Genomic DNA, 23,103 nt, shown 5'->3' on the forward strand with positions numbered 1-23,103 from the left:
GCTAAACTCCCGATGACAGTTTGAGAATCGCGTAGATCGAGGCCAGCGCCACCGCGATGCAGAAGAAGTTGTTGGCCATCACGCTGGCGAGCTTCACCTTCTCGCCATGCACGTAGTCTTCGATCACGACCTGCATGCCGATCTTCATGTGCCAACAGCTGGCGATGATGAAGAGCAAGAGGATGATGGCGATCGGCATCGAGCCGAGGATTTGCGCCGCTCCGGCCTGGTTGCGGCCAAGCAGCATCAGCACGATCACGATGACCGGTACGATTAGCAGCGTCATCGCCACCGCGGTGAGGCGCTGGCGCCAGAAATCCTTGGTGCCGGAATGCGACGCGCCAAGGTTGCGGACGCGCGCCAGCGGCGTGCGCATCGAGGGAGAATTTGGCGCGCTCATCGTCCGCCTCCGATCGTGTAGGCGATGATCCACACCAGCACCGTGAGCGAAATGCCGCCGATCAGCGCGCCCCAGGTCATGGCCTCGCGCTCGCTCGCCTTGAAGCCGTAGCCGAGGTCCCAAACGAAATGGCGCAGGCCGCTGAGGAGATGATGCAGCAGCGACCAGGTGTAGCCGAACACGATCAGCCGCCCGATGATGCTGCCGGTAAAGGCCTGCACATGGGCGTAGGCGGTGGGACCGGAGGCGGCGGCGATCAGCCACCAGGCCAGGAGCAAGGTGCCGAAATACAGCGCGACGCCGGTGGCGCGGTGGACGATGGACAGCGCCATCGTCAGGGTCCAGCGATAGGTCTGCAGATGCGGAGAAAGCGGTCGTTCGATCCTGGCGGTCATCGGCGGCTTTTGACGGTTTGCGGGGCCGCGAATGGCCCTTTGGGGATCGCGGTTGATGAATTCTATTTACGTAGTCGAAACAGCCAGTGCAACGACCAAATGCCGGGAAATCGAACTCGCATTCATTACTAGATCGATGACGAAGCGAAATCGATCCGCGGCTTGGTATACCAGCTAGCACAACGCTGTTGAAAGATCGAATCCGTGTTCTGTTATTGCTTCGAACGGGCGATCGCGTGCACGCCAAAAGGATTGGCGGCACGCCATCGCTCGACCAGGTAATCGACGAATACCCTGCTTTTTGGCGATGTCAGCCTGGACGGCTGAAACAACAGCTGCAGCGGCGCGGGCGTCGGCTCGAACTCGACGAGGATGGGCTGCAAGGCGCCATCAGCGATATCCGCCTCAATTTGCCAGGACGGCACCCGGATGATTCCGGCGCCCTCTTTCGCCGCCGATACCACAGCGTCGAGGCTATTCACCCAGAGCCGGCCGGATATGCGGATTCTGCGTTCCGCCTTGACGCCCTCCTTGAAGCGCCATTCGGCGATGTCAGGTGCATCGGAGAACACCAGACAATCGTGATGGCTGAGATCGGCGGGTATCTGCGGGACCCCGCGGCGTTGCAGATAGGCGGGCGAAGCGCAGACGATCATCCGCAAGTCGGCAAGCTTGCGCGCGACCAATTGCGAATCCGGCAAATGTCCGACGCGAAGCGCGAGGTGGATGTCTTCCTCGACCATATCGACGGCGCGGTCGACCAGCAGAAGGTCGACCGTGAGCAAGGGATAGCGGCGCAAGAACTCCGCCAGCAATGGCGCAATCAACAACCGGCCGATCAGGGTTGGCGCGCTGATGCGGATCCGTCCCGACGGCGCGTGACAGCCGCGCGACAGCGTCGTTTCGACCTCTCTGAGCTCGCCCAGGATCGATTTGGCGCGCTCGTAGAGGATGCGTCCATCGTCCGTCAGCGCGAGGTGGCGCGTCGTCCGCAGCAGCAATGACGTGCCGAAATGCTCTTCCAGCGCCGAGATCTGGCGGCTGACCGACGTCAGCGAACTCGGCAGCGATCTGGCCGCAGCGGACAGGCTGCCGGCGTCGACCACCCGCACAAAGGTCGCCATGGCGGCGAGCTGGTCCAAATCTAATCCTTCCGCTTTCCGCAAGAGAGATTACGATATTAAGTAATACTGCCGTATTCGGGAAGGGTCTAGACTACCCAAAATCTCCGCAACCCGGGAGTTCGACATGGCTTGGATGTTCAACCCCACCTCGCATTCGAGGATCATCCATCGGCCTACGGATTCCAGCCGCGACGCCGACGATCGGCTGACCTGCCCACTGGCTTTTTCCGCGGCGGGATTGCTCGCCAACTGCCTCGCGCTGGCGATCCAGGATGAACCATCGCTGGATGCACTCAGGGCTATCTTGATCATGGGTGCCGCGCCGGTCGCGGCATTGGTGGCGCTGCGAATTTATCGGTAAAGCTTGGGGAATTCGTACCCTGAAGGCAGATGCGGGAATGATGATGGCCGGGCTCAATCCCGCGGAGCTTGTCGAACTGGCGCTGATGCTGGTGGCGGTCGGCGCGCTGTCGGGATTTTTCGCCGGCATTTTCGGCATCGGCGGCGGCGCGATCCTGGTGCCGGTATTTTATGAATGCTTCCGGCTCGCCGGCGTGCCGCTGGAGGCGCGGATGCCACTCTGCATCGGCACCTCGCTCGCCATCATCATCCCGACCTCGATCCGATCGTTTCGCGCCCATTACCTCAGAGGCGCGGTCGACATGCAAATCCTCAGATTGTGGTGGGCGCCGATCGTGATCGGCGTCGTCGCCGGCAGCGTCATTGCGCGCTACGCGCCGGAGCGGCTGTTCAAGATCGTTTTCGTGATGGTGGCGTGGTCCGCCGCGGCAAGGTTGTTGCTGGCGCAGGAGAACTGGAAATTCGGAGACGATCTCCCGAAAGGGCCGCTGATGCGGCTCTACGGCTTCGTCGTCGGATTGCTGTCGACCTTGATGGGGATCGGCGGCGGCTTGTTCTCGAACCTGCTGATGACATTCTACGGCCGGCCGATCCATCAGGCGGTCGCGACCTCATCGGCGCTGGCGGTGCTGATCTCGATCCCCGGCGCGCTCGGCTACATCTATGCCGGCTGGCCCGCGGCCGCGCGCTACCCTGATGTGGCCGCGCTGCAATTGCCGTTCGCGATCGGTTACGTCTCGCTGATCGGTGCTATTCTTGTGATGCCGACCAGCCTTCTGACCGCGCCGCTCGGGGTCAGGGCCGCGCATGCGTTGTCGAAGCGCAAGCTGGAGATCGCGTTTGGCGCTTACCTGTTCATTGTTGGCAGCCGGTTTGTGATAAGCCTGTTGTCCGGGCAATAGGCGGGAGCTGTTCTTGATGAAGCGGCGGGAGTTCATGGCACTGCTCGGTGCCGCGGCGAGTTGGCCGTTCGCGGCGCGCGCGCTGCAATCAGCGATGCCTCGCATCGCCGTTCTTCTCATCGCCGGGCCGGAACTAATGGGGCCGTATCGCGAGGCGCTTCGCGATCTCGGTTACGTCGAGGGAAAAAACATCCTGATCGAGGTCCGGTCGGCGGAAGGGCAGGTCAATCGCCTGCCTGAACTGGCGTCGGATATCGCGCGCGGCAAGGTTGATATCATCGTGGCTTCGCAAGCGCCGGCCATTACGGCGGCGAAGAGCGCCACCTCCGACATTCCCATCGTCATGGCGCCGGGCGGCGACCCCGTCGCGCTGGGATTCATCGCGAGCCTCGCACGACCAGGTGGCAACATCACCGGTGTGTCCACCCTCACCGCCGAGCTCGCGGCCAAGAGCCTGGAATTGATCCCGGAATTCCTGCCGACGGCAAGGCACCTCGGTTTTTTGGGCAATGCCAACGATCCGTTTGTAAAACCTCTCCTTGAGCAAGTCATGCGAAGCGCCCCGGCGCTGCGTCTTGAAATCCGGCCTACCCTGGTTCGCAGTGGCGACGATCTCGAAAGCGCCTTCGCCGCCATGGCCCGCGAACGAGCGGATGCCGTTGTCGTGCAGCCGAGTCTCCCGGTCAAACTGACGGCCGATCTGGCTCTGAAATACCGATTGCCATCGCTGTGCGCGGCAGTCAGCGCCGTGCCTGCCGGACATCTGCTGGCGTATAATGCCAGCTCCGCCGAGCGCGGTCGCCAGATCGCGGGCTATGTCGACCAACTGCTCAAAGGCGCCAAGCCCGCCGATCTTCCGGTGCAGCAACCAACCAAGTTTCAAATTGCGATCAATCTGGCGACTGCCAAGGCGCTAGGCCTCGAAATTGCTCCAACGCTTCTGGCTCGCGCCGACGAGGTGATCGAATGAGGCGGCGGGAGTTTATCCTGGCTCTCGGCGGCGCAGCGGCCTGGCCGCTGGCGGCATCTGCGCAGCAGGCGGACGGCATTGTCGTCGGACTTCTGCACAGCGGCTCGCCCGACGATCAGGTCAGTCTCGTGAACGCAACGCGCAGTGGCCTCGAGGAAGCCGGATATATCGAAGGTCAAAACCTCAAGATCGAGTATCGCTGGGCCGAAGGTCGATACGACCGGCTGCCGGGTTTGGCCGCGGAACTCCTCAACCTTCACGTCGCTTTGATCATCGCGGCCGGCGGCAGCGACCCGGCCCGCGCGGCCAGAAACGCGACGTCGACCATTCCGATCGTGTTCGTCACCGCAGCCGATCCGATCAAGACCGGTCTCGTCGCCAGCCTCAACCGGCCCGAAGGCAATGTCACCGGCATCAGCATGATCGGCTCGACGCTGGAGGCGAAGCGGCTCGAACTTCTGCACGAGATGCTGCCGCAGACCTCCACCATCGGCGTCCTTATCAATCCCAAATATCCGGCCGCGAAGGCACAGCTTCAGGAAGCAGAGGAGGCGACGGCTCGGCTCGGGACAAAGCTGGTGTCGCAGAACGCCAGTACCGAACGGGAAGTGGAAGCCGCCTTCACGAATTTTGTCCAGCAACAGGCCGGCGCGGTGCTGGTCTGCAACGATCCGTTCTTCGGTTCCGCGCGTGAACGGATCGCGTCGCTGGCGATCCGCGACAAGCTGCCCGCGATGTCGTTTCGCCGCGAGTTCGCCGAGGTCGGCGGCCTGCTCAGCTACGGCGCCCGGTTCGAGGAAGGATACCGTCAGGCCGGCGTCTATGCCGGCAGGATATTGAAAGGTGCCAAAACCACCGACCTGCCGGTGATCCAGCCGACCAAATTCGAACTGGTCGTCAATCTCAAGACCGCGAAGGCCATCGGCCTCACGATCTCGGAGTCGTTCCTGCTGCGTGCGGATGAAGTGATCGAATGAAGGTCGTCGTCCCGGCCTGCGCCGAGACGACACACGATTCTACTTCGCGTAAATCTTCGCGTAGGTGTCCCGCAAAATATTCTTCTGCACCTTGCCCATGGCGTTGCGCGGCAAATCGTCGACGATGAAGACGCGCTTGGGCATCTTGAATTTCGCCAGCCGGCCGTCGAGCGCCTTCAGCACCGACGTCTCGTCGACATCAGCACCCTTGTTGCAGACCACGACCGCGGTGACGCCCTCGCCAAAATCGGAATGCGGCACGCCGATCACGGCGGATTCGACCACGCCCGGCATGGCGTCGATCTCGCTCTCGATCTCTTTCGGGTAGACGTTGAAGCCGCCGGAGATCACGAGATCCTTGCCGCGGCCGAGAATGTGCACATAGCCCTTGTCGTCGATCTTGCCGAGATCGCCGGTGATGAAGAAACCGTCGTCGCGGAATTCGGCTTTTGTCTTTTCCGGCATCCGCCAATAGCCCTTGAACACGTTGGGGCCCTTGACCTCGATCATGCCGATGGTGTCGGGCGCCCGTTCCTTGCCGGTTTCGGGATCGGTGACGCGCACGGTGACGCCGGGCAGCGCATGGCCGACGGCGCCGGGCACCCGCTCGCCGTCATAGGGATTGGACGTGTTCATGTTGGTTTCGGTCATGCCGTAGCGCTCGAGCACGGCGTGGCCGGTGCGCGCGGCCCATTCGCGGTGGGTGTCGGCGAGCAGCGGCGCGGAGCCCGAAATGAACAGCCGCATATGTTTGGTGGATTCCCTGGTCAGCGCCGGGCTTTGCAGCAGCCGCGTGTAGAAGGTCGGCACGCCCATCAGCACGGTTGAGCGCGCCATCAGCTTGATGATCAATTCGGGATCGAATTTCGGCAGGAAGATCATCGAGGCGCGCGCGAACAGCGTCACGTTACTTGCCACGAACAGGCCGTGGGTATGATAGATCGGCAGCGCGTGGATCAGCACGTCGTCCTTGGTGAAACGCCAATAGTCGACCAGGCTGTAGGAATTCGACGCGAGGTTATCGTGGCTGAGCATCGCGCCCTTGGAACGGCCGGTGGTGCCCGAGGTGTAGAGGATCGCGGCGAGGTCATCGTCGGCGCGCGGCACGGTGGTGAATTCCGCACTCGCCTTGGCGGCGGCGTCCGTCAGCGATCCCTTGCCGTTGGCATCCAGCGTTTCGACCTTCGCGCCGACCTTTGCGGCGATCGTGCCGATGCCGTCGGCCTTGGCGGGGTCGCACACCACCAGCGACGGTTCGGCGTCGCCGATGAAATAGTCGAGTTCGTTGAGCGTATAGGCGGTGTTGAGCGGCAGATACACGGCGCCCGCCCGCACCGTGCCGAGATACAGCACGAGCGCCGGCACCGATTTCTCGGTTTGCGCCGCAACGCGGTCGCCGGGCTTGACGCCCCGGGAAACCAGCACATTCGCCATCTGCCCGGCGCGGGCGATCAGGTCGGCATAGCTGATGCGGACGCCATCGAGCATCTCGATCGCGAGCCGGGAGGGGTCGTCGAGATTATCGAACAGGCGGCAAAACAGGTTGGCGTTAGCGGTCGTGTTCATGCATCATTCCCAAAGGGGCGGCTGAGCGCTGCATTAGCAAAAACGCCCTTCAAAAAGCAACGGAGACAGTTTGCATGACAAATAACGGGAAACGCGTGGCCTGGGTGACGGGCGGCGGCAGCGGAATCGGTGAATCCGGGGCGGAATTTCTCGCGGCGGACGGCTGGATCGTGGTGGTTTCCGGCCGCCGCAAGGCGGAGCTGGACCGGGTCGTGGCCAACATCACCAAAACGGGCGGCAAGGCCGAGGCGATCCCGCTCGATGTCAGCCACAAGGCCGACGTCAACAAGGCCGCCGAGCAGATTTTGGCCAGGCACGGGCGGATCGACCTTTTGGTCAACAGCGCCGGCATCAATGTGCCGAAGCGCAGCTGGGCCGACATGGAACTGGAAGGCTGGGACAAGCTGGTCGAGGTCAATCTCAACGGCGTCTTGTATTGCATGCGCGCGGTGCTGCCGGCCATGAGGAAACAAAAGGACGGCTGCATCATCAATGTCGCGTCCTGGGCCGGCCGCCATGTCTCGAAAATGCCGGGCCCGGCCTACACCACGACCAAGCACGCGGTGCTGGCGCTGACCCATTCCTTCAACATGGACGAATGCGTCAACGGCCTGCGCGCCTGCTGCCTGTCGCCCGGCGAGGTCGCGACCCCGATCCTGAAATTGCGGCCGGTGGTGCCGTCTGAGGCGGAGCAGGCGCGGATGCTGCAGCCCGAGGATTGCGGCCGCACCATCGCCTTCGTTGCCAGCATGCCGCCGCGCGTCTGCATGAACGAGATTCTGATCAGCCCGACTCACAATCGCGGGTTTATCCAGACGCCGGCGAGCCGCGATTAAATTCGATGCATTCGCGAGCCGGTCGAGCGGTTCGATGAAGCTTTCAATCGGACGTAGCCTATCTGTTGGAGCGCCGCCACGTTGCCGGCGCCGTCCCGAATGTCTTCTTGAAGGCGCGAGAAAAAGCGGCCTCGGAACCGTAACCGACCAGGTCGGCAACTTGCGCCAGCGAGGCGCCGGTACTGCGGAGCTTCTGGGTCGCAACCTGCATGCGCCAACTGGCGACGTAGTGCATCGGTGGCATGCCGATCAAATCAATGAAGCGGTCGGCCAGCGCTGAACGCGAGAGGCCGACCTCGCGACTGAGGTCATCCACGCTCCAGGGCCGCGCGATGTCCCGGTGCACCAGTGCCAGTGCCCGCGCAACGTGTGGGTCGCGCAAGCCGGCGAGCCAACCGGTCTGCCCCTGCGGCAGTGCTTGAGCGTAGCGCCGCACGGCTTCAACGAACAATAGCTCCGAGAGCTTCGCCAGCACGGTCTCCGAACCAGGGCGGCCAGCGGCGACCTCCTCGGCAGCATATTGGAAGGTGGAGCGGATCCATTCGGCTGCCCCGCCTTGCTCGGCATCAAGCTTTAGCAGCGACGGCAAGGTCGAGATCACTGGATTGTCTGCGGCGCAATCGGAGCCGAGGAATCCGCAGATCATCCGCGTGCGTTTTCCGCTGCCGCCGTGATGGATCGAGAACAGCCCGCCGTCCTTGGGCGGTTGGATAATATCACTACCAGCTACCGGCGGCAGGGTCAGATCGCTACCCACAAGGTGCAGGTCGTTGCGCGGCAACAAAACGACGTCGCCGGCTCCAAGCACGAGGCCCTCTCCATCGTCGCCATCGACCCGGATACGGAGTTCACCTTCGACGACGTAGTGATAGAGAATCAGGTGCGATGCGGGCCCGAGAGCGGGCGCGCAATGTTCTGGACCGACGCGGGCGGCCATACACCATGGCGCGAAGAAATCGGCGTGCAGGAAAACGCCGCCAGTCAAATGCGCCACTCTCAGAACGTCGGACAATGCATCCATACCGGCCTTCCTATCAGAAGCCGGTGCTTTGGTCATGTCTCAAGGTGCGCCGGTCATAGACCCTCGCCGGTCCGGCGACCTAAAAATCGCTGTATCAGCCGATCGGTTGGTCTGCGCCATCGGCGCACCGCTCCGCGAAAGGAGACTTAAATGAACGTGATCAGCAATATTTCTGACAGCAGCGAACGCTACGCACGCTGCATTCAAACGTCCAAGCGGGTTCGCTGGGACATCAACAAGGATGTGATCCGGGGGCGCAAGTTCGATACCGCCAACAAGTTTCTTCCAGACGGGCTTTCTCTGGCGGATGCGTTCACGACCTTGTCGGCTGACGAAAAACGGTTCGTCAGCCAGATCCAGGGCCGCACCTACGCCAATATTTTTGGTCTGGTCGAGCGCTTCATCAACGCCAAGGTTTTGGAGCTCAGCGAGGATCACTGGTTCGGCGACCAGGTTGCGCTCGAGGCGCTGGTACGGTTCAGCGACGAGGAGTTGAAACATCAGGCGCTGTTCCGCCTTGTCGATGCGATGGTCGACGATGTCTTGCCCGGCGGTTATCGCTTCGACGTGGATCACAACGCAGTTGCCCATGCGGTTCTTGGCAAGAGCACCTGGGCGGTGTTGGCACTGACGCTGGATATCGAGCTGTTCACCCAGCTCCACTATCGCCAGAGCATCGACGCCGATCCCAAGCTCTCCGAGCTGTTCAAGGACATCTTCCTTTTTCATTGGAAAGAGGAAAGCCAGCATGCGATTCTCGACGAACTCGAATGGGTGCGCCACGATGCCGGGCTAACGGCAGAGCAACGCGATTCCGCGGTCGACGAATTCATTGAGTTGGTCGCCGCGGTAGACGGCATCCTGCAGGCCCAGGCCAAAGCCGACGCAGGCTACTTCACGCGAACGTGCGGCCGCGTGGTCCACGAGGCGGAAGCGCGCGCCATCGAGGCCGCATTTCTCAAAGCCTATCGCTGGCAATACATCCACTCAGGCGCCCAGCACCCGCACTTCGGCAAGGTACTCACCAGCCTGATCACCGAGCAGCAGGGCCAGCGAATTCAGTCGGCGCTCGCAACCCTGCAATAGTTCAATCCGCTGAAATTTTCACCCAAACCATGCAAAGGCGATCCATCATGAGTGCTCAACCGAAGACTCCCGAACCCAACGTCGTCAACGGCATCAATGTCGACGACCTGTTTGCCCTTATCGAGGGGGTCAGGCGCGAACCCGCCAAAGGCAAGACGAATTGGCGCGTCGCCACGACCTGGCAGGGCCAGGCACGGAGCCGCGCAGAAATCGAGAGTTACGAGATCGGCGGCGAAAAGGTGCCGCGCCGGTTCTCGATCGACATCGACGAGCCCCGCGAACTCGGCGGATCGAACCGTTTCGCCAATCCGCAGGAGCATCTGATTGCGGCACTGAACGCCTGCATGACGGTCGGATACGTGGCGCAGTGCGCGGTGCGCGGAATCAGCCTCGAAAGCCTGGCGATCGAGACCGATGGCGAGATCGATCTCCGTGGCTTCCTGGGCGTCGATCCTGCGGTGCCGCGGGGCTACGAGAAGCTGAATTACACCGTTCGCATCAAAGGCAGCGGCACCAAGGCCCAGTTCGCCGAAATCCACGAGGCGGTAATGGCGACCTCGCCGAACTTCTACAACATGGCTCGGCCGGTGGCTCTCAAGCCGGCCCTGATCGTCGAGTAATCGAATCGGCCACGACCGGCATCTTGGTCGCGGCGTGGTCTTGGCAAAACCGAGATCTCGCCGGGCCAGGCGGTCGTTCAGCGACAGAGAAGGAGGGTTTCAATGAATCCAAATAAAGCGCTGTGGGAAAAAGGCGACTTTACCCGCATTTCGGCGAGCATGCGCGAGAGCGGAGAAGCTTTCGTCAAGAGCCTCGGAATTACAAAAGGGCTCAAAGTGCTTGATCTTGGGTGCGGCGATGGAACGACGGCATTGCCGGAGGCGCGGCTCGGAGCCGATGTCCTGGGCGTCGATATTGCAGCGAACCTCGTTGCGGCCGGCAACATCCGCGCCAGGAAGGCAGGCCTCGCGAACTGCAGGTTTCAGGAAGGCGACGCATCCAATCTGCACGAATGGAAGGATAATTCTTTCGATCTCGTCGTCAGCGTGTTTGGGGCCATGTTTGCGCCAAAGCCGTTTGATGTCGCCAGGGAGATGGTGCGCGTCACCCGCCCCGGAGGGCGAATCGTTATGGGGAATTGGATTCCGGATGATCCCACATTGGTGGCGCAAATCCTGAAGATCAGTGCGGCATATTCGCCGCCACCGCCGGAAGGTTTCATCAGCCCTGCGACGTGGGGGATCGAGAATAACGTGACAGAGCGATTTGCAGGCGCCGGGATACCAAAAGAAAGAATATCTTTCGTCAGAGACACCTATACCTTCAACTTTCCTGCCGCACCGTCAGAGTTCGTCGATGCATTCAGAAAATACTACGGACCAACCATGAATGCATTCGAGGCCGCAGAAAACAACGGTCGGGCCGGTGATCTGCAGAAGGAGCTGGAAGTGCTGTTTAACAGCCAGAACACAAGCCCAGGCAAGGATGCCACCACCATTCCGGCGACATTCCTGCGCGTGACCGTGACGGCCTGACACAGGCGCACACACGCGGCCGAGCGTGCAGAGTTCGGTTTGCCGGGACGTGTAGGCACACGGCTCAATCCGATACAAAGGAGTATCATCATGAAATGTTTTTTCGACGCTCACGTCAAAAGCAGGGGCAGTTTCCCGGAACAGGAGATCACCGAGGAACAGTTCTTTGAGCAATTTGCGGCGCTCGAGGAGGGCCTTGCCCTCCTTCAAACCCACATCCGCGAAATGTCCGAAAACGCAAAACTCTTTGGCAGCCTCGCAAGGCAGATGCGGCGATCAATTTGCCCAGCGGCTCCATCGCAGGGATGAGACAGACGGGATATCGGCCAGGGGCAATGTCATGCATCTCGATGCCCGTGGCCTCCCTGTGTCTTGATCGCCTTGCCTACCGCGCAGCTGTTCGAGAGATTCAGATGCAGTTTGTGAAGATGATGGGTTTCGCTTCGCTCTACCCATCCTACTCACTGCCCGACGGGCAAATCAGCAAAATGCTGTCTAGCCCTTCTCGCAAAAATATTTCGCTTAACACGTCGGGCAAATCAAAACTATAAACCCCGCCGTCTCATCCCTTATGAGGGGCGTTGGCCATCGTCACGAACGTTGGGATGGGATGCGGTGGACGCGGCAGCGTCGGGCGCGCAGGTTTGTTCACAGGGCGATCTGTCGCGAGTGAACAACAGCGCGCAGGACGAACGGCGCTTTCAGCGTACGGCAAAACCGTGTGGTCCCGACACCCGTTGCTGGTGCCAAGCTGTCGGTGGTGAGTTCGATCCAGCCGGATCGGAAGTGCCGTCAAGCCGGCAGCGACGGTGACAAGACGAATTCGCTCGCCGGGGAGAGCACGGCATAAGCCGTAAAGCCATTGCGCAGGGAATGCCGGATCGCCTCCGCTGAACCTGTATGCTCGTGTGCGTTTTCTTTGCACAATTTTGCACACGAGACCGCGGGTGCAGCGTGCATCCGGCATTCCCCGCTCCCTCTTTTTCGAGGGAGCTTTCATGCATAACCCGGGTGCATCGCGCCGCGGGATCGCGAGGTCATATATGGGCACCGTCATTGCGAGGAGCGAAGCGACGCGGCAATCCATTCTTCCTTTGCGCGGCGCGATGGATTGCTTCGCGGAGCCTGTCATCGGGCGCGCGTTCGCGCGACCCGGTGGCTCGCAATGACGGCTCCCTCAAATGGGGCCGGCCCCACGGCCTCCCCGAAAAATAGTTTCAGAGATCACGATAATTTATTCGCCGAAACCGCCCCGAAACCCTCCCGTAGCTCGGCCAACGACGACGCAAGGTCAATCGACCAGCCTCGTTGTTTCAATACCGGCGGATGACCCGCCGGTCACCTCACTCATCGGGAGACGACCCATGTCAAAGCGTATTGCATTTTTGTCCGCCGCCGCCTTCAGCGTGCTGGCGCTCACGGCCACCATCACCGCGCCGGTCAGCGCGCAGGAAAAGACCGTGATGGTCGGCGGCGCCGCGATGTTCCCCTCCAGGAACATCATTCAGAACGCCGTCAACTCGAAGGACCACACCACGCTGGTTGCCGCGGTGAACGCCGCCGGCCTGGTCGAAACACTGGAAGGCAAGGGCCCGTTCACGGTGTTCGCGCCGACCAACACCGCCTTCGGCAAGCTGCCGGCCGGCACCGTCGACAGCCTGGTCAAGCCGGAGAACAAGGCGACCCTGACCAAGATCCTGACCTACCATGTCGTGCCCGGCAAGCTCGCGGCTTCCGACCTCACCGACGGCAAGAAGCTCAAGACCGCCGAGGGCGAGGAACTGACGGTGAAGCACCAGGACGGCAAGGTCTGGATCATCGACGCCAAGGGCGGTTCCTCGATGGTGACGATCTCGAACGTCAATCAGTCGAACGGCGTGATCCATGTGGTCGACACCGTGCTGATGCCGGCGTCCTGATCCCGGCAGGAAGCGAGCCGGGGCAGCCCGGCTCGCTTTTTTGTGACCACGATAGGCCCCATGTATCAAACTGATAGCCTGCAAGGCAGTAACGGAAACCCGGTTCCCGGCGTATAAACCGGTATCGACGATAGCGACGGAAAAGCCATGTCCAGCCTCACAGTCAGCGACGAGCAAGTCGGCGCCGCCAAGGCCGCCAAAATCATTCAGCCGGCCTGGGTGCGGGCCCTGCATTGGACCAATGCGGTGGCGATGGTGGTGATGATCATGTCGGGCTGGCAGATCTACAACGCCTCGCCGCTGTTCGATTTCCGGTTTTCCAGCAGCATTACCCTCGGCGGCTGGCTCGGCGGCGCGCTGCTGTGGCACTTTGCCGCGATGTGGCTGCTGATGGTCAATGGCCTGATCTATCTTGCGCTGGGTTTTGCCACCGGCCGCTTCCGCAAGAAGCTGCTGCCGATCACGCCGGCGGGCGTGATCTCGGATACCAAGGCCGCGCTGACGTTCAAACTCGCGCATGATGACCTCAGCAAATACAACAATGTGCAGAAGCTGCTCTATGCCGGCATCATCGTGGTCGGTGTCGTCATCGTGCTCTCGGGCCTGTCGATCTGGAAACCCGTGCAGTTGCAATGGCTGACGGCGCTGTTCGGCGGCTACGACGTCGCGCGCTACGTCCACTTCATCTGCATGTCTTTGATCGTCGCTTTCCTGGTGGTCCATGTCGCGCTCGCGGTGCTAGTGCCGAAGAGCCTGCGCGCCATGATCATCGGACGCTAAGAGGAGAATCGTTATGGGCCGTATGCGATCGCTGTTGATCCCCGGGGTCGACAAGAAGTTGTTGGTCAGGGACGCCGCCAAGGCGATGCCGGACCTGACGCGCCGGCGTTTCATTACCAGCGGCGCCAGCCTGGGTGCGCTGACGCTGCTGACCGGCTGCGACGTCTCGGACAGTTTTTCGGCCGAAGAGATGCTGAAGAAAGTCTCGAAGTTCAATGACGGGGTGCAGGCCTGGATGTTCAATCCCGACGCGCTGGCCCCCACTTTCCCGGAAAGCGCGATCACAAGGCCGTTTCCGTTCAACGGCTATTACGACGTCGACGAAGCGCCCGAAATCGACGGCAAGCAATGGAAGCTGGAAGTGCGCGGCCTCGTCGACAACAAGAAGCCGTGGACGCTGGAGGAGTTGTACAAGCTGCCGCAGGTCAAGCAGGTCACCCGCCATATCTGCGTCGAGGGCTGGAGCGCGATCGGAAGCTGGACCGGCACGCCGCTGCGCGATTTCCTTAAACTGGTCGGCGCCGACACCCGCGCCAACTATGTCTGGTTCCAGTGCGCCGACAAGGACGGCTACAACTCGCCGCTGGACATGCGCACCGCACTGCATCCGCAGACCCAGATGACGTTCAAATTCGCCGACGAGATCCTGCCGCGCGCCTATGGTTTTCCGATGAAGATCCGGGTGCCGACCAAGCTCGGGTTCAAGAATCCGAAATACGTGATCTCGATGGAAGTCACCAACGACTACAAGGGCGGCTACTGGGAAGATCAGGGTTACAATTCGTTCAGCGGAAGCTGAAGTCCGGTCAGTACCTTCAGGTCCTCGCGCGTGGCGCCAGCCACCTCGATCAACTGATAATGGCAGCGCAGATCCAGCGCCTCGGCCGCCCGCTCAGCGGCCGAGTTCGCGATCGGCGCACCGAGCAATCCGGCGAGAAAACGGCGGCTTTGGGCGACGGACTTCATGATCTCGTTGTCATCGGCACGCGGGGATCGGCGAGCGGTATACCGGAACCAACGATAGCGGGCCTCGGATCTAATTCAATCGCCCCACGACAAGGGGTGAGGGGGTCAGATCGACACTTTTGTCTGCCCCAGCTTGCGTTGAAACGCCGACAGAATCGCGCCGGCCGCCAGCATCGCCGCCGAAACGTTCAGCGCGAACGACAGGCTGCCCACCGCGTCCGTGATCGCGCCGACCACGATCGGGCCCAGCGTCTGGCCGATCCCGAACGAAATCGTCATGGCCGCGATCGCCGTCGGCCAGGACGACGGCGGATAGTTGAAGCGCACGAAGGCGGTGGTCGATCCGACCACCGCGAAGAACGCGACGCCGAACACCAGCGCCGAGATCGCGAGCAATAGCGGCGAGTGACCGAAGATCGGTAAGCTCGCGCCGATCGCGTTGACGCCGAGGATGATCGTGGTGGCCAGCCCGCCGCGGTCGAGCGCGAGCACGCGGCGCCACACCCAGGGCGTCACGAAGGCGCTCAGGCCGATCAGGCACCAGAACGCGCTCTGCGCCGCCGCACCGCCGCCGGCGTCGCGGACATAGGCGATCATGAAAGTCATGTAGGCGATGTAGCCGGCGCCGAACAGGAAATAGCCGACGAGATAGATCAGCGCCGGCCGGATCGAAAATTGCGTCGACGCCGTATGGCCGGTCACGGCTTTGCTATCGAGCGGCGCCAGCAACAACGGGATGATCATGACGGCGGATAACAGCGTCATCGCCCACCATACGATCCACCACGATCCCGGCCCAAAAGCTTGCAGCACAAACGGCGCGAGCAGTCCCGACGACAGGATGCCGAGCCCGGGCCCGGCGTAAAACAGGCTGAGCAGGAAATTCGCCCGTTCGGGACGCGACTGCGCGATGGTTGCCGCAAGTGCTGCGCCGCCGACGAATCCGCCCGCGGCGCCGACACCCGCCAGCAATCGCGCAAAACTCAACACGATGAAATTGCCCGAACTGGCGCACAGCACCAGCGAGGCGATGGCGGCCAGGGTTCCCCAGCGCACGGTCCCGGGCAGTCCAAGGCGGCGGATCATCCGCGAAGCGAGCAGCGCGCGGGCGAGATAACCGACCGCGTTGATCGTGTTCATGAAGCCGGCCGCCGAATACGACCACTGCAGCGAATCGCGCATGTCGGGCAGCACCAGCGCATAGGCGAAGCGGCCGATGCCAAGACCGATGATCGGCGCCAGCGACAGAATGAGGATCAGCCGGGCGGGATGCGCATAGGGCGGTGGACGGTCGGGGGCTCTCACGGGGTACTCCGGCAGGAACCGCATTGTGACAGGCGAGGGCGGGCTTGCACAGGCGCGCATGCAGCAATGGTGTCTTGCCAATTGCGCAACGCCGCTTTAGCACTCCGCGCGGATTTCCACCGTTTTCGTCATGCCCGGCCTTATGCCGGGCATCCACGTCTTTCTCGCTCGTTGCAAACAAGACGTGGATGGCCGGCATAGGCGAGCGTAGGCGACGCCGTCCCTTCGGACGGCTATGCCCGGCCATGACGAGTTATATGAGGAATAATCAATGGCGACCCATAAACTGCTGCTTCTGCCCGGCGACGGCATCGGCCCCGAAGTGATGGGGGAGGTGCAACGCCTGATCGACTGGCTCAACGCGCAGGGCATTGCGCATTTCGAGACCGAGCGGGGGCTGGTCGGCGGGTCGGCCTATGACGCGCACAAGGTCTCGATCAGCGAAGGCGATATGGCCAAGGCGAAGGCCGCCGACGCCATCATCTTCGGTGCGGTCGGCGGGCCGAAATGGGACAGCGTGCCCTACGATGTCAGGCCCGAAGCCGGCCTGTTGCGGCTGCGCAAGGATCTCGGGCTGTTCGCCAATCTGCGCCCGGCGGTGTGCTATCCGGCGCTGGCCGATGCCTCGAGCCTGAAGCGCGAGGCGGTCGAAGGCCTCGACATCATGATCGTGCGCGAATTGACCGGCGGCGTGTATTTCGGCGAGCCGAAAACCATCACCGACCTCGGCAACGGCCAGAAGCGCGCCATCGACACCCAGGTCTACGACACCTACGAGATCGAGCGCATCGCCCGCGTCGCCTTCGACCTGGCGCGCAAGCGCCGCAACAAGGTGACCTCGATGGAAAAGCGCAACGTCATGAAGTCAGGCGTGCTCTGGAATGAGGTGGTGACGCAGGTGCACGCGCGCGAATACAAGGATGTCACGCTGGAGCATCAGCTCGCTGATTCCGGCGGCATGAATCTGGTGAAGGCACCAAAGCAGTTCGACGTCATCGTCACCGACAATCTGTTTGGCGATATGCTCTCGGATATCGCGGCGATGCTGACGGGTTCGCTCGGCATGCTGCCGTCGGCCTCGCTCGGCGAAGTCGATGCCAAGACCAAAAAGCGCCGCTCGCTGTTCGAGCCGGTGCACGGCTCGGCGCCGGATATCGCAGGCAAAGGCCTCGCCAATCCGATCGCGATGATCTCGTCGTTCGGCATGGCGCTGCGCTATTCCTTCGACATGGGCGCGCTGGCCGACAAGGTCGATGCCGCGATCGCCGCCGTGCTCGCCAGCGGTTTGCGCACCGCGGACATCAAGTCCGAGGGCACGACGGCTGCCAGCACCACGCAGATGGGCGAGGCGATCTTGAAAGAATTGCAGAAGCTGCACGCGTAGGAGCATACGGGTCGTAGATTCCATGTGGCGATGGGCGTGCATCCGCTAGGTTTGGGTTTCCACACTCGAACCCGCGGAGACGTCAGATGCAAGCATCCCACGTAAGCACGCCCATCAAGAGCAATGTTAGCACGATTTTTGTAGCGATCGAACTGAGCCAGAGGAGTTGGCTAGTGACGATGCACTGCCCGGACAAGGATAAGATATCCCACCATAAGCTGGAGGGCGGCGATCATGTCGGCTTGCTGACGCTGATCGAGCGGATGCGTGAGCGGGCAGCGCGAACGCTGGGAGCGGTCCCGGCGGTGGTGAGTTGCTATGAGGCGGGCTACGACGGGTTTTGGCTGCATCGGCTTCTGATGGCGGCGGGGATCACGAACCACGTGTTCGACCCTGCGAGTATTGCAGTGGATCAGCGGGCGCGGCGGGTGAAGACCGACCGGATCGATGGCGAGAAGATGCTGCGCACGCTGATGGCGTACCTGCGCGGCGAGCCGCGGGTGGTGCGGATCGTGCGGGTGCCGACCCCCGAGCAGGAGGACGCCCGCCGCGCCAGCCGCGAACGCGGCCGGCTGACCAAGGAACAGACGGCTCACACCACCCGGATCAAGGCGCTGCTGCGGCTGTTGGGCATGGCGGTGGGGAACCCGCGCCGACACGACTGGCTGACCTGGCTGGTGAAGCAGCGGGACTGGCAAGGCCAGGCGGTACCGCCGCAGATCATGGCCGAGATCAAGCGCGAACACGCGCGGCTGATGCTGGTGCGCGAGCAGCTTGATGCGCTGGCGCAGGCTCCGGCGGATCTGACCTCAGCGGCGGCTCAGATGGCACAGCGCAGCGAACTCTTGCTCCGGCTCAAAAGCCTCGGCCCGGCGTTCACAACGACGCTGACCAACGAGGTGTTCTACAAGGACTTTCGCAATCGGCGTGAGGTCGCGAGCTATTTCGGACTAACGCCCAGTCCATGGCAGAGCGGCGGGATCGATCGCGACCAAGGGATCAGCAAGGCGGGCAACCCGCGCGCCCGTTGCGCCGCGATCGAGATGGCCTGGCTGTGGCTGCGACATCAGCCGGACAGCAAACTCACCCAGGAGTATCGGCGACGCACACTCAATGCCAGCAAGCGCATCAAGCGCGTCGCCATCGTGGCCTTGGCGCGCAAGCTGATCGTGGCGCTCTGGCACTATCTCACAACCGGCCTTGTACCCGAGGGAGCGATGCTCAAGACGGCAGAGGTCTAAACTTTCAACCAACGCGTCGGCGTCGCGGCATCTGCCGCGGTCAGCGCGGGATGGATGGTGACCGTGCCACCCTTGGGCCAAAAACAGGCTGTTTCGTAGATGGGTCTCATCCTCATGGCTTCCTCGCCGCAAGTATGCGGAATGTGGGTACGGGCCAAAGCGGTCCGACCGGATATGAGGTGATGCAGTGAGCTGCTGCATAAATCGCCGGAAGCCAGTCCCTGAGCGCCTCGACCGCGGCGGCACGCTGCGCTACGCATGGCTCCGCGCGCCGCCTCTACGCCGAACACCAAAAATTAAACCCGAGCCTCCGGCGCGACGCTTGACTCAAAAGGCCTCATATGAGGGTGGGCAAAGGCGCCCTTGCGCCGTGCCCACCATCAATCGTCGGCGGTGGGCACGCTTCGCTTTACCCACCCTACATTTTCGCTAACTCAATACAGCGGGAACGTCGTCGGATAATAGCCGCCAAGGTCCGACGGCGGGTTGAGCGGCTGGCGGTCGATCGGGCGGTTGCGGTTCTCGCGCGCGAACGACGGGTACCCGATCGCCGGCGGGAAGGCGTAGTCGGTGAACTTGCGGTCGCCCGGCAAAACTTCGGTGCCGGCGTCAAGCCACGAGCGCGTGGTGATGTAGACGCGGGTGCGAGGCCCCTGCTGGTAGGACCGGTTGGGACCGTTGGCGCCGTAATAGGGGCGGCCGTCCTTGTCGTACTGATGCTTGGTCTGCGCGCTGGCCGGGGTAACGCTAAATCCAACTACAACGACTGCTGCTGCAGCGAACACCGCGAGCTTGCTCGCAGCAGTGAATTTCCAAGTCATCGCATCCTCGTCGTTTAGCCCTTTGGGGGCTGGCAGATCGCCAAAAGCCGATTGGCGTTCATTGTAGCCGCGGCGGGCCTATCGGCACTAGGTCAATTGCGCCACACCGGATCACAATAATGACGGGTGAAGCGAAAAAGTTGCATGAAAACCAGTATCTTGGCCGACGGAAACGCGTCAAAATAAAGGCTAGAAGGCGCCCCGCAACCGCGGGTTTTCAGCGCCGGTCACCCAATCAGCCGACAGGGCCGGCGCGGCCGAGAGCGAACAATCGCTGCGCCTGAGTTCGGCATGGGCAAATAATTCGGCCAGTTTCGGGTCATTTCCGGCGGTCAGCAGCACCAGCCGGTTCAGCATGCAGGAAATCGCGGCGCGGCGGGCCGCCAAATTATCGCCCTGGCACGACCAGCCGGAGATCCGGAAATTGGGATCATCGACGCGTTTGATGTATCCGAGGCAGGAGCGTGCGGTATCCACGCCGCCGACGAGGCGAAGCAGGGTCACGGTGCCGAACTTGCTGTCGATGATGCCGGCGGCCTCAAGCTGGCGCGTGCCTTCCGAATCCATTCGCGCGGCGATTTCGGCGATCGCGGGTCCCGCCTGATTCAATTCGCCGCCCGGACGGTAGATTTCGAGCTCAGCAATCGGCTTTTTGTCCTGAGTCCAGCGGAACAGGTCCTTGCGGCCGCCCTCGGGATGCCGAAAAATCGCGTAAGCCTCTGTCTTATCTTGCGAATCGAATCTGCTGATGGCGAACACCGGCGCCGAACGGCTGGCCAGGCCCCAGCTACCCCTTGCGGGGGGCTCCGTCGCCACCGCATCCGGCAACTGTTCCCAGAAATAGATGCCGCCGATGGCAAGCAGCGCCAGCATCACCACATAGGCAATCAGCCGCGCCAGCGTGCCGCAGACTTCGTCGGTGAAGCTGGTGAGCGCCGGGTGAATTCTGGTCGTATAATGGAAATTGGCCGGATCGGCCTCAAACGAATGCATCAAACGCCCAAACGCCAAGGTCAAACGTTGTCTTAAGCGCGTTTCTCGCATAGAAGCGCTGCCTTCTCCCTTTCCGCTGCCGGCGGAGGCGAGGCATTTTTCTTCGGAGAGTGAACGATGGGTTACAAAGTCGCGCTGGTCGGAGCGACCGGCAATGTCGGGCGGGAAATGCTCAACATTCTCGACGAACGTAAATTCCCCGCCGACGAGGTGGTGGCGCTGGCGTCACGCCGCAGCGTGGGCGTGGAAGTTTCGTATGGCGACCGCACCCTGAAGGTCAAAGCGCTCGAGCATTACGATTTCTCCGACGTCGATATCTGCCTGATGTCGGCGGGCGGCGCGGTGTCGAAGGAATGGTCGCCGAAGATCGGCGCCGCCGGCGCGGTCGTGATCGACAATTCGTCGGCCTGGCGGATGGACCCGGATGTGCCGCTGATCGTGCCCGAAGTGAACGCGGATGCGGTCGGTGGCTTCACCAAGAAGAACATCATCGCCAATCCGAATTGCTCGACCGCGCAGCTCGTGGTCGCGCTGAAGCCGCTGCACGACAAGGCCACCATCAAGCGCGTCGTGGTCGCGACCTATCAATCGGTCTCGGGCGCCGGCAAGGACGCGATGGACGAACTGTTTTCGCAGACCAAGGCCGTCTACACCAACAGCGAACTGATCAATAAGAAGTTCCCCAAGCGTATCGCCTTCAACGTCATCCCCGAGATCGACGTGTTCATGGAGGACGGCTACACCAAGGAAGAGTGGAAGATGATGATGGAGACCAAGAAGATTCTTGATCCCAAGATCAGGCTGACCGCGACCTGCGTGCGGGTGCCGGTGTTCGTCGGCCACTCCGAAGCCGTCAATATCGAATTCGAAAATCCGATCACCGCCGATGAAGCGCGCGACATCCTGCGCAACGCGCCGGGTTGCCTCGTGATCGACAAGCACGAGCCCGGCGGCTACGTCACGCCCTACGAGGCGGCCGGCGAGGATGCGACCTATATCAGCCGCATCCGCGAGGACAATACCGTTGAAAACGGCCTGTCGCTGTGGTGCGTCTCGGACAACCTGCGCAAGGGCGCCGCGCTGAACGCGGTGCAGATCGCCGAATGCCTGATCAACCGCAAGCTGATCAGCGCCAAGAAAAAGGCGGCGTAAAAGGCGGCCTGAGAACAGCAGAGCGCGATCAGCAAAAGTGGCAGCTGGTTTTGCGTCCGATCGCGCTCTAAAATATAATAGACCGCATGATCTTTCCGCCAAACCGCTCACACTTTGGCGGATAATGCGCACGGAACCGGAATTGCAATGACGGACCAGCCGGCTCCTTATCAGCCCAATCCGAAGCTGAAGCGCGTCGAGAGCGGGCTGGAGAGCTTGATCTTCAACAGCCGCTGGCTGATGGCGCCGTTTTATCTCGGCCTCGTCGTCAGCCTCGCGGTGTTGCTGCTTAAATTCTGCATGGTGCTGTGGGAGTTCATCGTCCACGCGCCGGGCTCCAGGGAATCCGACATCATCCTTGGCGTGCTGTCGCTGATCGACATCTCCCTGACCGGCAATCTGATCCTGATCGTGGTGTTTTCCGGTTACGAGAATTTCGTCTCGAAGATTGATCCCGGCGGCCATCCGGACTGGCCGGATTGGATGACCAAGGTCAATTTCGGCGGCTTGAAGCAAAAGCTACTGGCCTCGATCGTCGCGATTTCCGCGATTCAGGTGCTGAAGGCCTTCATGAACATCGATGCCGTGTTCGAGCCCTCAAAGCTGGCCTGGCTGGTCGGCGTGCATCTGGTGTTCGTGGTCTCGGCGTTCATGCTGGCGATGTCCGACCGCTGGAGCGGCGGCGATCACGGCGGCGAGTAACGAAATTATTCGCCGGCCTGCAGCTCTTCCCGCGCGCTGCGGAATTCCTTCGCCGCCGGATCGAGCACGAACAGCGAGCCTTCGGCCACGCCGAAATAGGCGCCGTGCAAATTCATCTCGCCGCGCTCGACGAGGGCGCGGACGAACGGAAACGTCATTAAATTCTCCAGGCTGCGGAAGATCGCGGCCTTCTCGATCCGGACCGTGAACTCCTGCATCGTTTCGCGCTCGCGCTGCTCGACGACCTCGCCGGGCTTGATGAACATCGACATCCAGCGGCCGATGAAGTCGCCCGGCGACAACGGCTCGATATTGTCGATGAAGGCACGGATGCCGCCGCACTGGGCGTGGCCGAGCACCACGATATGTTTGATACGCAGCACCGAGACCGCATATTCCAGCGCGGCCGAAACGCCGTGCGCGCCGCCGTCGGGCTGGTAGACCGGAACCAGATTGGCGACGTTGCGCACCACGAACAATTCGCCGGGGCCGGCATCGAAGATCACTTCCGGCGACACCCGGGAATCGCAGCAGCCGATCACCATCACTGCCGGCGACTGGCCGCGCTCGGACAGTTCCCGGTAGCGCGTCTGCTCGGTCGGCAGCCGCTGTGTCGTGAAGGCCCGGTAGCCGTCGATAAGGTGTTGCGGGAATGATGCCATCGCCAT

At 62.0% G+C, this 23,103-nt stretch carries 25 protein-coding genes; 15 read left to right on the forward strand and 10 right to left on the reverse strand.

The genetic code is table 11. The features are described 5' to 3' along the window. Position 1: 1 nt before the first annotated feature. The 3 genes from sdhD to V1289_RS21410 all read right to left on the reverse strand — a co-directional run bounded on the left by sdhD (position 2) and on the right by V1289_RS21410 (position 1,937). Positions 2-400: a succinate dehydrogenase, hydrophobic membrane anchor protein gene (sdhD, locus tag V1289_RS21400; RefSeq protein ID WP_309181053.1), complete on the reverse strand. Its 399-nt coding sequence runs from the start codon at positions 398-400 to the stop codon at positions 2-4. After that, positions 397-795, reverse strand: coding sequence for a succinate dehydrogenase, cytochrome b556 subunit (gene sdhC, locus V1289_RS21405; RefSeq protein ID WP_334398715.1), 399 nt, complete (start codon positions 793-795; stop codon positions 397-399). The genes sdhD and sdhC overlap by 4 nt, the downstream gene beginning before the upstream one ends. 212 nt (positions 796-1,007) lie before the next feature. Beyond that, positions 1,008-1,937 (reverse strand): LysR family transcriptional regulator, encoded by a 930-nt coding sequence (locus V1289_RS21410; RefSeq protein ID WP_334398716.1) that lies wholly within the window; start codon positions 1,935-1,937, stop codon positions 1,008-1,010. A gap of 106 nt (positions 1,938-2,043) precedes the next feature. On the opposite strand from V1289_RS21410, the gene V1289_RS21415 reads away from it, so the two are divergent. From V1289_RS21415 to V1289_RS21430, 4 genes are read left to right on the forward strand one after another with little or no spacing between them, the layout of a single operon-like run. Further along, on the forward strand, positions 2,044-2,280 hold the full coding sequence (locus V1289_RS21415; RefSeq protein WP_334398717.1) for a hypothetical protein: 237 nt from the start codon (positions 2,044-2,046) through the stop codon (positions 2,278-2,280). 40 nt (positions 2,281-2,320) lie between these two features. After that, positions 2,321-3,181, forward strand: coding sequence for a sulfite exporter TauE/SafE family protein (locus V1289_RS21420; RefSeq protein WP_334407598.1), 861 nt, complete (start codon positions 2,321-2,323; stop codon positions 3,179-3,181). A gap of 16 nt (positions 3,182-3,197) precedes the next feature. Further along, positions 3,198-4,151 (forward strand): ABC transporter substrate-binding protein, encoded by a 954-nt coding sequence (locus V1289_RS21425; protein ID WP_334398718.1) that lies wholly within the window; start codon positions 3,198-3,200, stop codon positions 4,149-4,151. Further along, positions 4,148-5,128, forward strand: coding sequence for an ABC transporter substrate-binding protein (locus V1289_RS21430; protein WP_334398719.1), 981 nt, complete (start codon positions 4,148-4,150; stop codon positions 5,126-5,128). Before V1289_RS21425 ends, V1289_RS21430 begins: the two co-directional genes overlap by 4 nt. A 39-nt stretch (positions 5,129-5,167) precedes the next feature. Here the strand turns inward: V1289_RS21430 and V1289_RS21435 are convergent, their stop codons facing one another. Then, positions 5,168-6,694, reverse strand: a complete 1,527-nt coding sequence (locus V1289_RS21435) for a malonate--CoA ligase (RefSeq protein ID WP_334398720.1) — start codon at positions 6,692-6,694, stop codon at positions 5,168-5,170. Positions 6,695-6,768: 74 nt separating this feature from the next. On the opposite strand from V1289_RS21435, the gene V1289_RS21440 reads away from it, so the two are divergent. Beyond that, on the forward strand, positions 6,769-7,530 hold the full coding sequence (locus tag V1289_RS21440; protein WP_334398721.1) for an SDR family oxidoreductase: 762 nt from the start codon (positions 6,769-6,771) through the stop codon (positions 7,528-7,530). A 58-nt stretch (positions 7,531-7,588) separates the two neighbouring features. Here V1289_RS21440 and V1289_RS21445 read toward each other — a convergent pair whose 3' ends face one another. Further along, complete coding sequence (locus tag V1289_RS21445; protein ID WP_334398722.1) at positions 7,589-8,587, reverse strand: AraC family transcriptional regulator; 999 nt, start codon at positions 8,585-8,587, stop codon at positions 7,589-7,591. 114 nt (positions 8,588-8,701) lie between these two features. Between V1289_RS21445 and V1289_RS21450 the strand changes: the two genes are divergently transcribed. From V1289_RS21450 to V1289_RS21475, 6 genes are all read left to right on the forward strand, one after another. Next, the gene (locus tag V1289_RS21450; protein WP_334398723.1) at positions 8,702-9,637 is read left to right on the forward strand and encodes a hypothetical protein; all 936 of its coding nucleotides are present in this window, start codon (positions 8,702-8,704) and stop codon (positions 9,635-9,637) included. A gap of 47 nt (positions 9,638-9,684) precedes the next feature. After that, positions 9,685-10,257: an OsmC family protein gene (locus tag V1289_RS21455; protein ID WP_334398724.1), complete on the forward strand. Its 573-nt coding sequence runs from the start codon at positions 9,685-9,687 to the stop codon at positions 10,255-10,257. Between the two features lie 159 nt (positions 10,258-10,416). Beyond that, positions 10,417-11,172 carry a class I SAM-dependent methyltransferase gene (locus V1289_RS21460; RefSeq protein WP_334407600.1) on the forward strand — a complete coding sequence of 252 codons (756 nt, stop codon included), beginning with the start codon at positions 10,417-10,419 and terminating at the stop codon, positions 11,170-11,172. 1,364 nt (positions 11,173-12,536) lie between these two features. Then, complete coding sequence (locus tag V1289_RS21465) at positions 12,537-13,091, forward strand: fasciclin domain-containing protein (protein ID WP_334398725.1); 555 nt, start codon at positions 12,537-12,539, stop codon at positions 13,089-13,091. A gap of 147 nt (positions 13,092-13,238) precedes the next feature. Then, positions 13,239-13,871 carry a cytochrome b/b6 domain-containing protein gene (locus V1289_RS21470; protein WP_334398726.1) on the forward strand — a complete coding sequence of 211 codons (633 nt, stop codon included), beginning with the start codon at positions 13,239-13,241 and terminating at the stop codon, positions 13,869-13,871. 13 nt (positions 13,872-13,884) lie between these two features. Continuing rightward, positions 13,885-14,670, forward strand: coding sequence for a molybdopterin-dependent oxidoreductase (locus V1289_RS21475; RefSeq protein WP_334398727.1), 786 nt, complete (start codon positions 13,885-13,887; stop codon positions 14,668-14,670). Here the strand turns inward: V1289_RS21475 and V1289_RS21480 are convergent. Both V1289_RS21480 and V1289_RS21485 read right to left on the reverse strand, forming a co-directional pair. Continuing rightward, a complete protein-coding gene (locus tag V1289_RS21480) occupies positions 14,646-14,837 on the reverse strand; it encodes a hypothetical protein (RefSeq protein WP_442896048.1) in 192 nt (63 codons plus the stop codon). The genes V1289_RS21475 and V1289_RS21480 overlap by 25 nt on opposite strands. A gap of 105 nt (positions 14,838-14,942) precedes the next feature. Further along, a complete protein-coding gene (locus tag V1289_RS21485; protein WP_334398728.1) occupies positions 14,943-16,142 on the reverse strand; it encodes a YbfB/YjiJ family MFS transporter in 1,200 nt (399 codons plus the stop codon). A 271-nt stretch (positions 16,143-16,413) separates the two neighbouring features. On the opposite strand from V1289_RS21485, the gene leuB reads away from it, so the two are divergent. Together leuB and V1289_RS21495 are read left to right on the forward strand one after the other, a co-directional pair. Beyond that, positions 16,414-17,526 carry a 3-isopropylmalate dehydrogenase gene (gene leuB / locus V1289_RS21490; protein ID WP_334398729.1) on the forward strand — a complete coding sequence of 371 codons (1,113 nt, stop codon included), beginning with the start codon at positions 16,414-16,416 and terminating at the stop codon, positions 17,524-17,526. Positions 17,527-17,612: 86 nt separating this feature from the next. Further along, positions 17,613-18,767, forward strand: coding sequence for an IS110 family transposase (locus V1289_RS21495; RefSeq protein WP_334398367.1), 1,155 nt, complete (start codon positions 17,613-17,615; stop codon positions 18,765-18,767). Between the two features lie 434 nt (positions 18,768-19,201). Here V1289_RS21495 and V1289_RS21500 read toward each other — a convergent pair whose 3' ends face one another. Further along, positions 19,202-19,588 carry a hypothetical protein gene (locus V1289_RS21500; RefSeq protein ID WP_074271961.1) on the reverse strand — a complete coding sequence of 129 codons (387 nt, stop codon included), beginning with the start codon at positions 19,586-19,588 and terminating at the stop codon, positions 19,202-19,204. Positions 19,589-19,777: 189 nt separating this feature from the next. Then, on the reverse strand, positions 19,778-20,581 hold the full coding sequence (locus V1289_RS21505) for a hypothetical protein (RefSeq protein WP_334398730.1): 804 nt from the start codon (positions 20,579-20,581) through the stop codon (positions 19,778-19,780). Between the two features lie 117 nt (positions 20,582-20,698). On the opposite strand from V1289_RS21505, the gene V1289_RS21510 reads away from it, so the two are divergent. Continuing rightward, positions 20,699-21,733: an aspartate-semialdehyde dehydrogenase gene (locus V1289_RS21510; protein WP_334398731.1), complete on the forward strand. Its 1,035-nt coding sequence runs from the start codon at positions 20,699-20,701 to the stop codon at positions 21,731-21,733. Positions 21,734-21,880: 147 nt separating this feature from the next. Beyond that, positions 21,881-22,435 (forward strand): TIGR00645 family protein, encoded by a 555-nt coding sequence (locus V1289_RS21515; protein WP_334398732.1) that lies wholly within the window; start codon positions 21,881-21,883, stop codon positions 22,433-22,435. A gap of 5 nt (positions 22,436-22,440) precedes the next feature. On the opposite strand, the gene V1289_RS21520 is transcribed toward V1289_RS21515, so the two are convergent. Beyond that, positions 22,441-23,097 (reverse strand): carbonic anhydrase, encoded by a 657-nt coding sequence (locus tag V1289_RS21520; RefSeq protein ID WP_334407602.1) that lies wholly within the window; start codon positions 23,095-23,097, stop codon positions 22,441-22,443. Positions 23,098-23,103: the final 6 nt, after the last annotated feature.

The organism is Bradyrhizobium sp. AZCC 2289 (genome assembly GCF_036924615.1).
Taxonomy (GTDB): domain Bacteria; phylum Pseudomonadota; class Alphaproteobacteria; order Rhizobiales; family Xanthobacteraceae; genus Bradyrhizobium.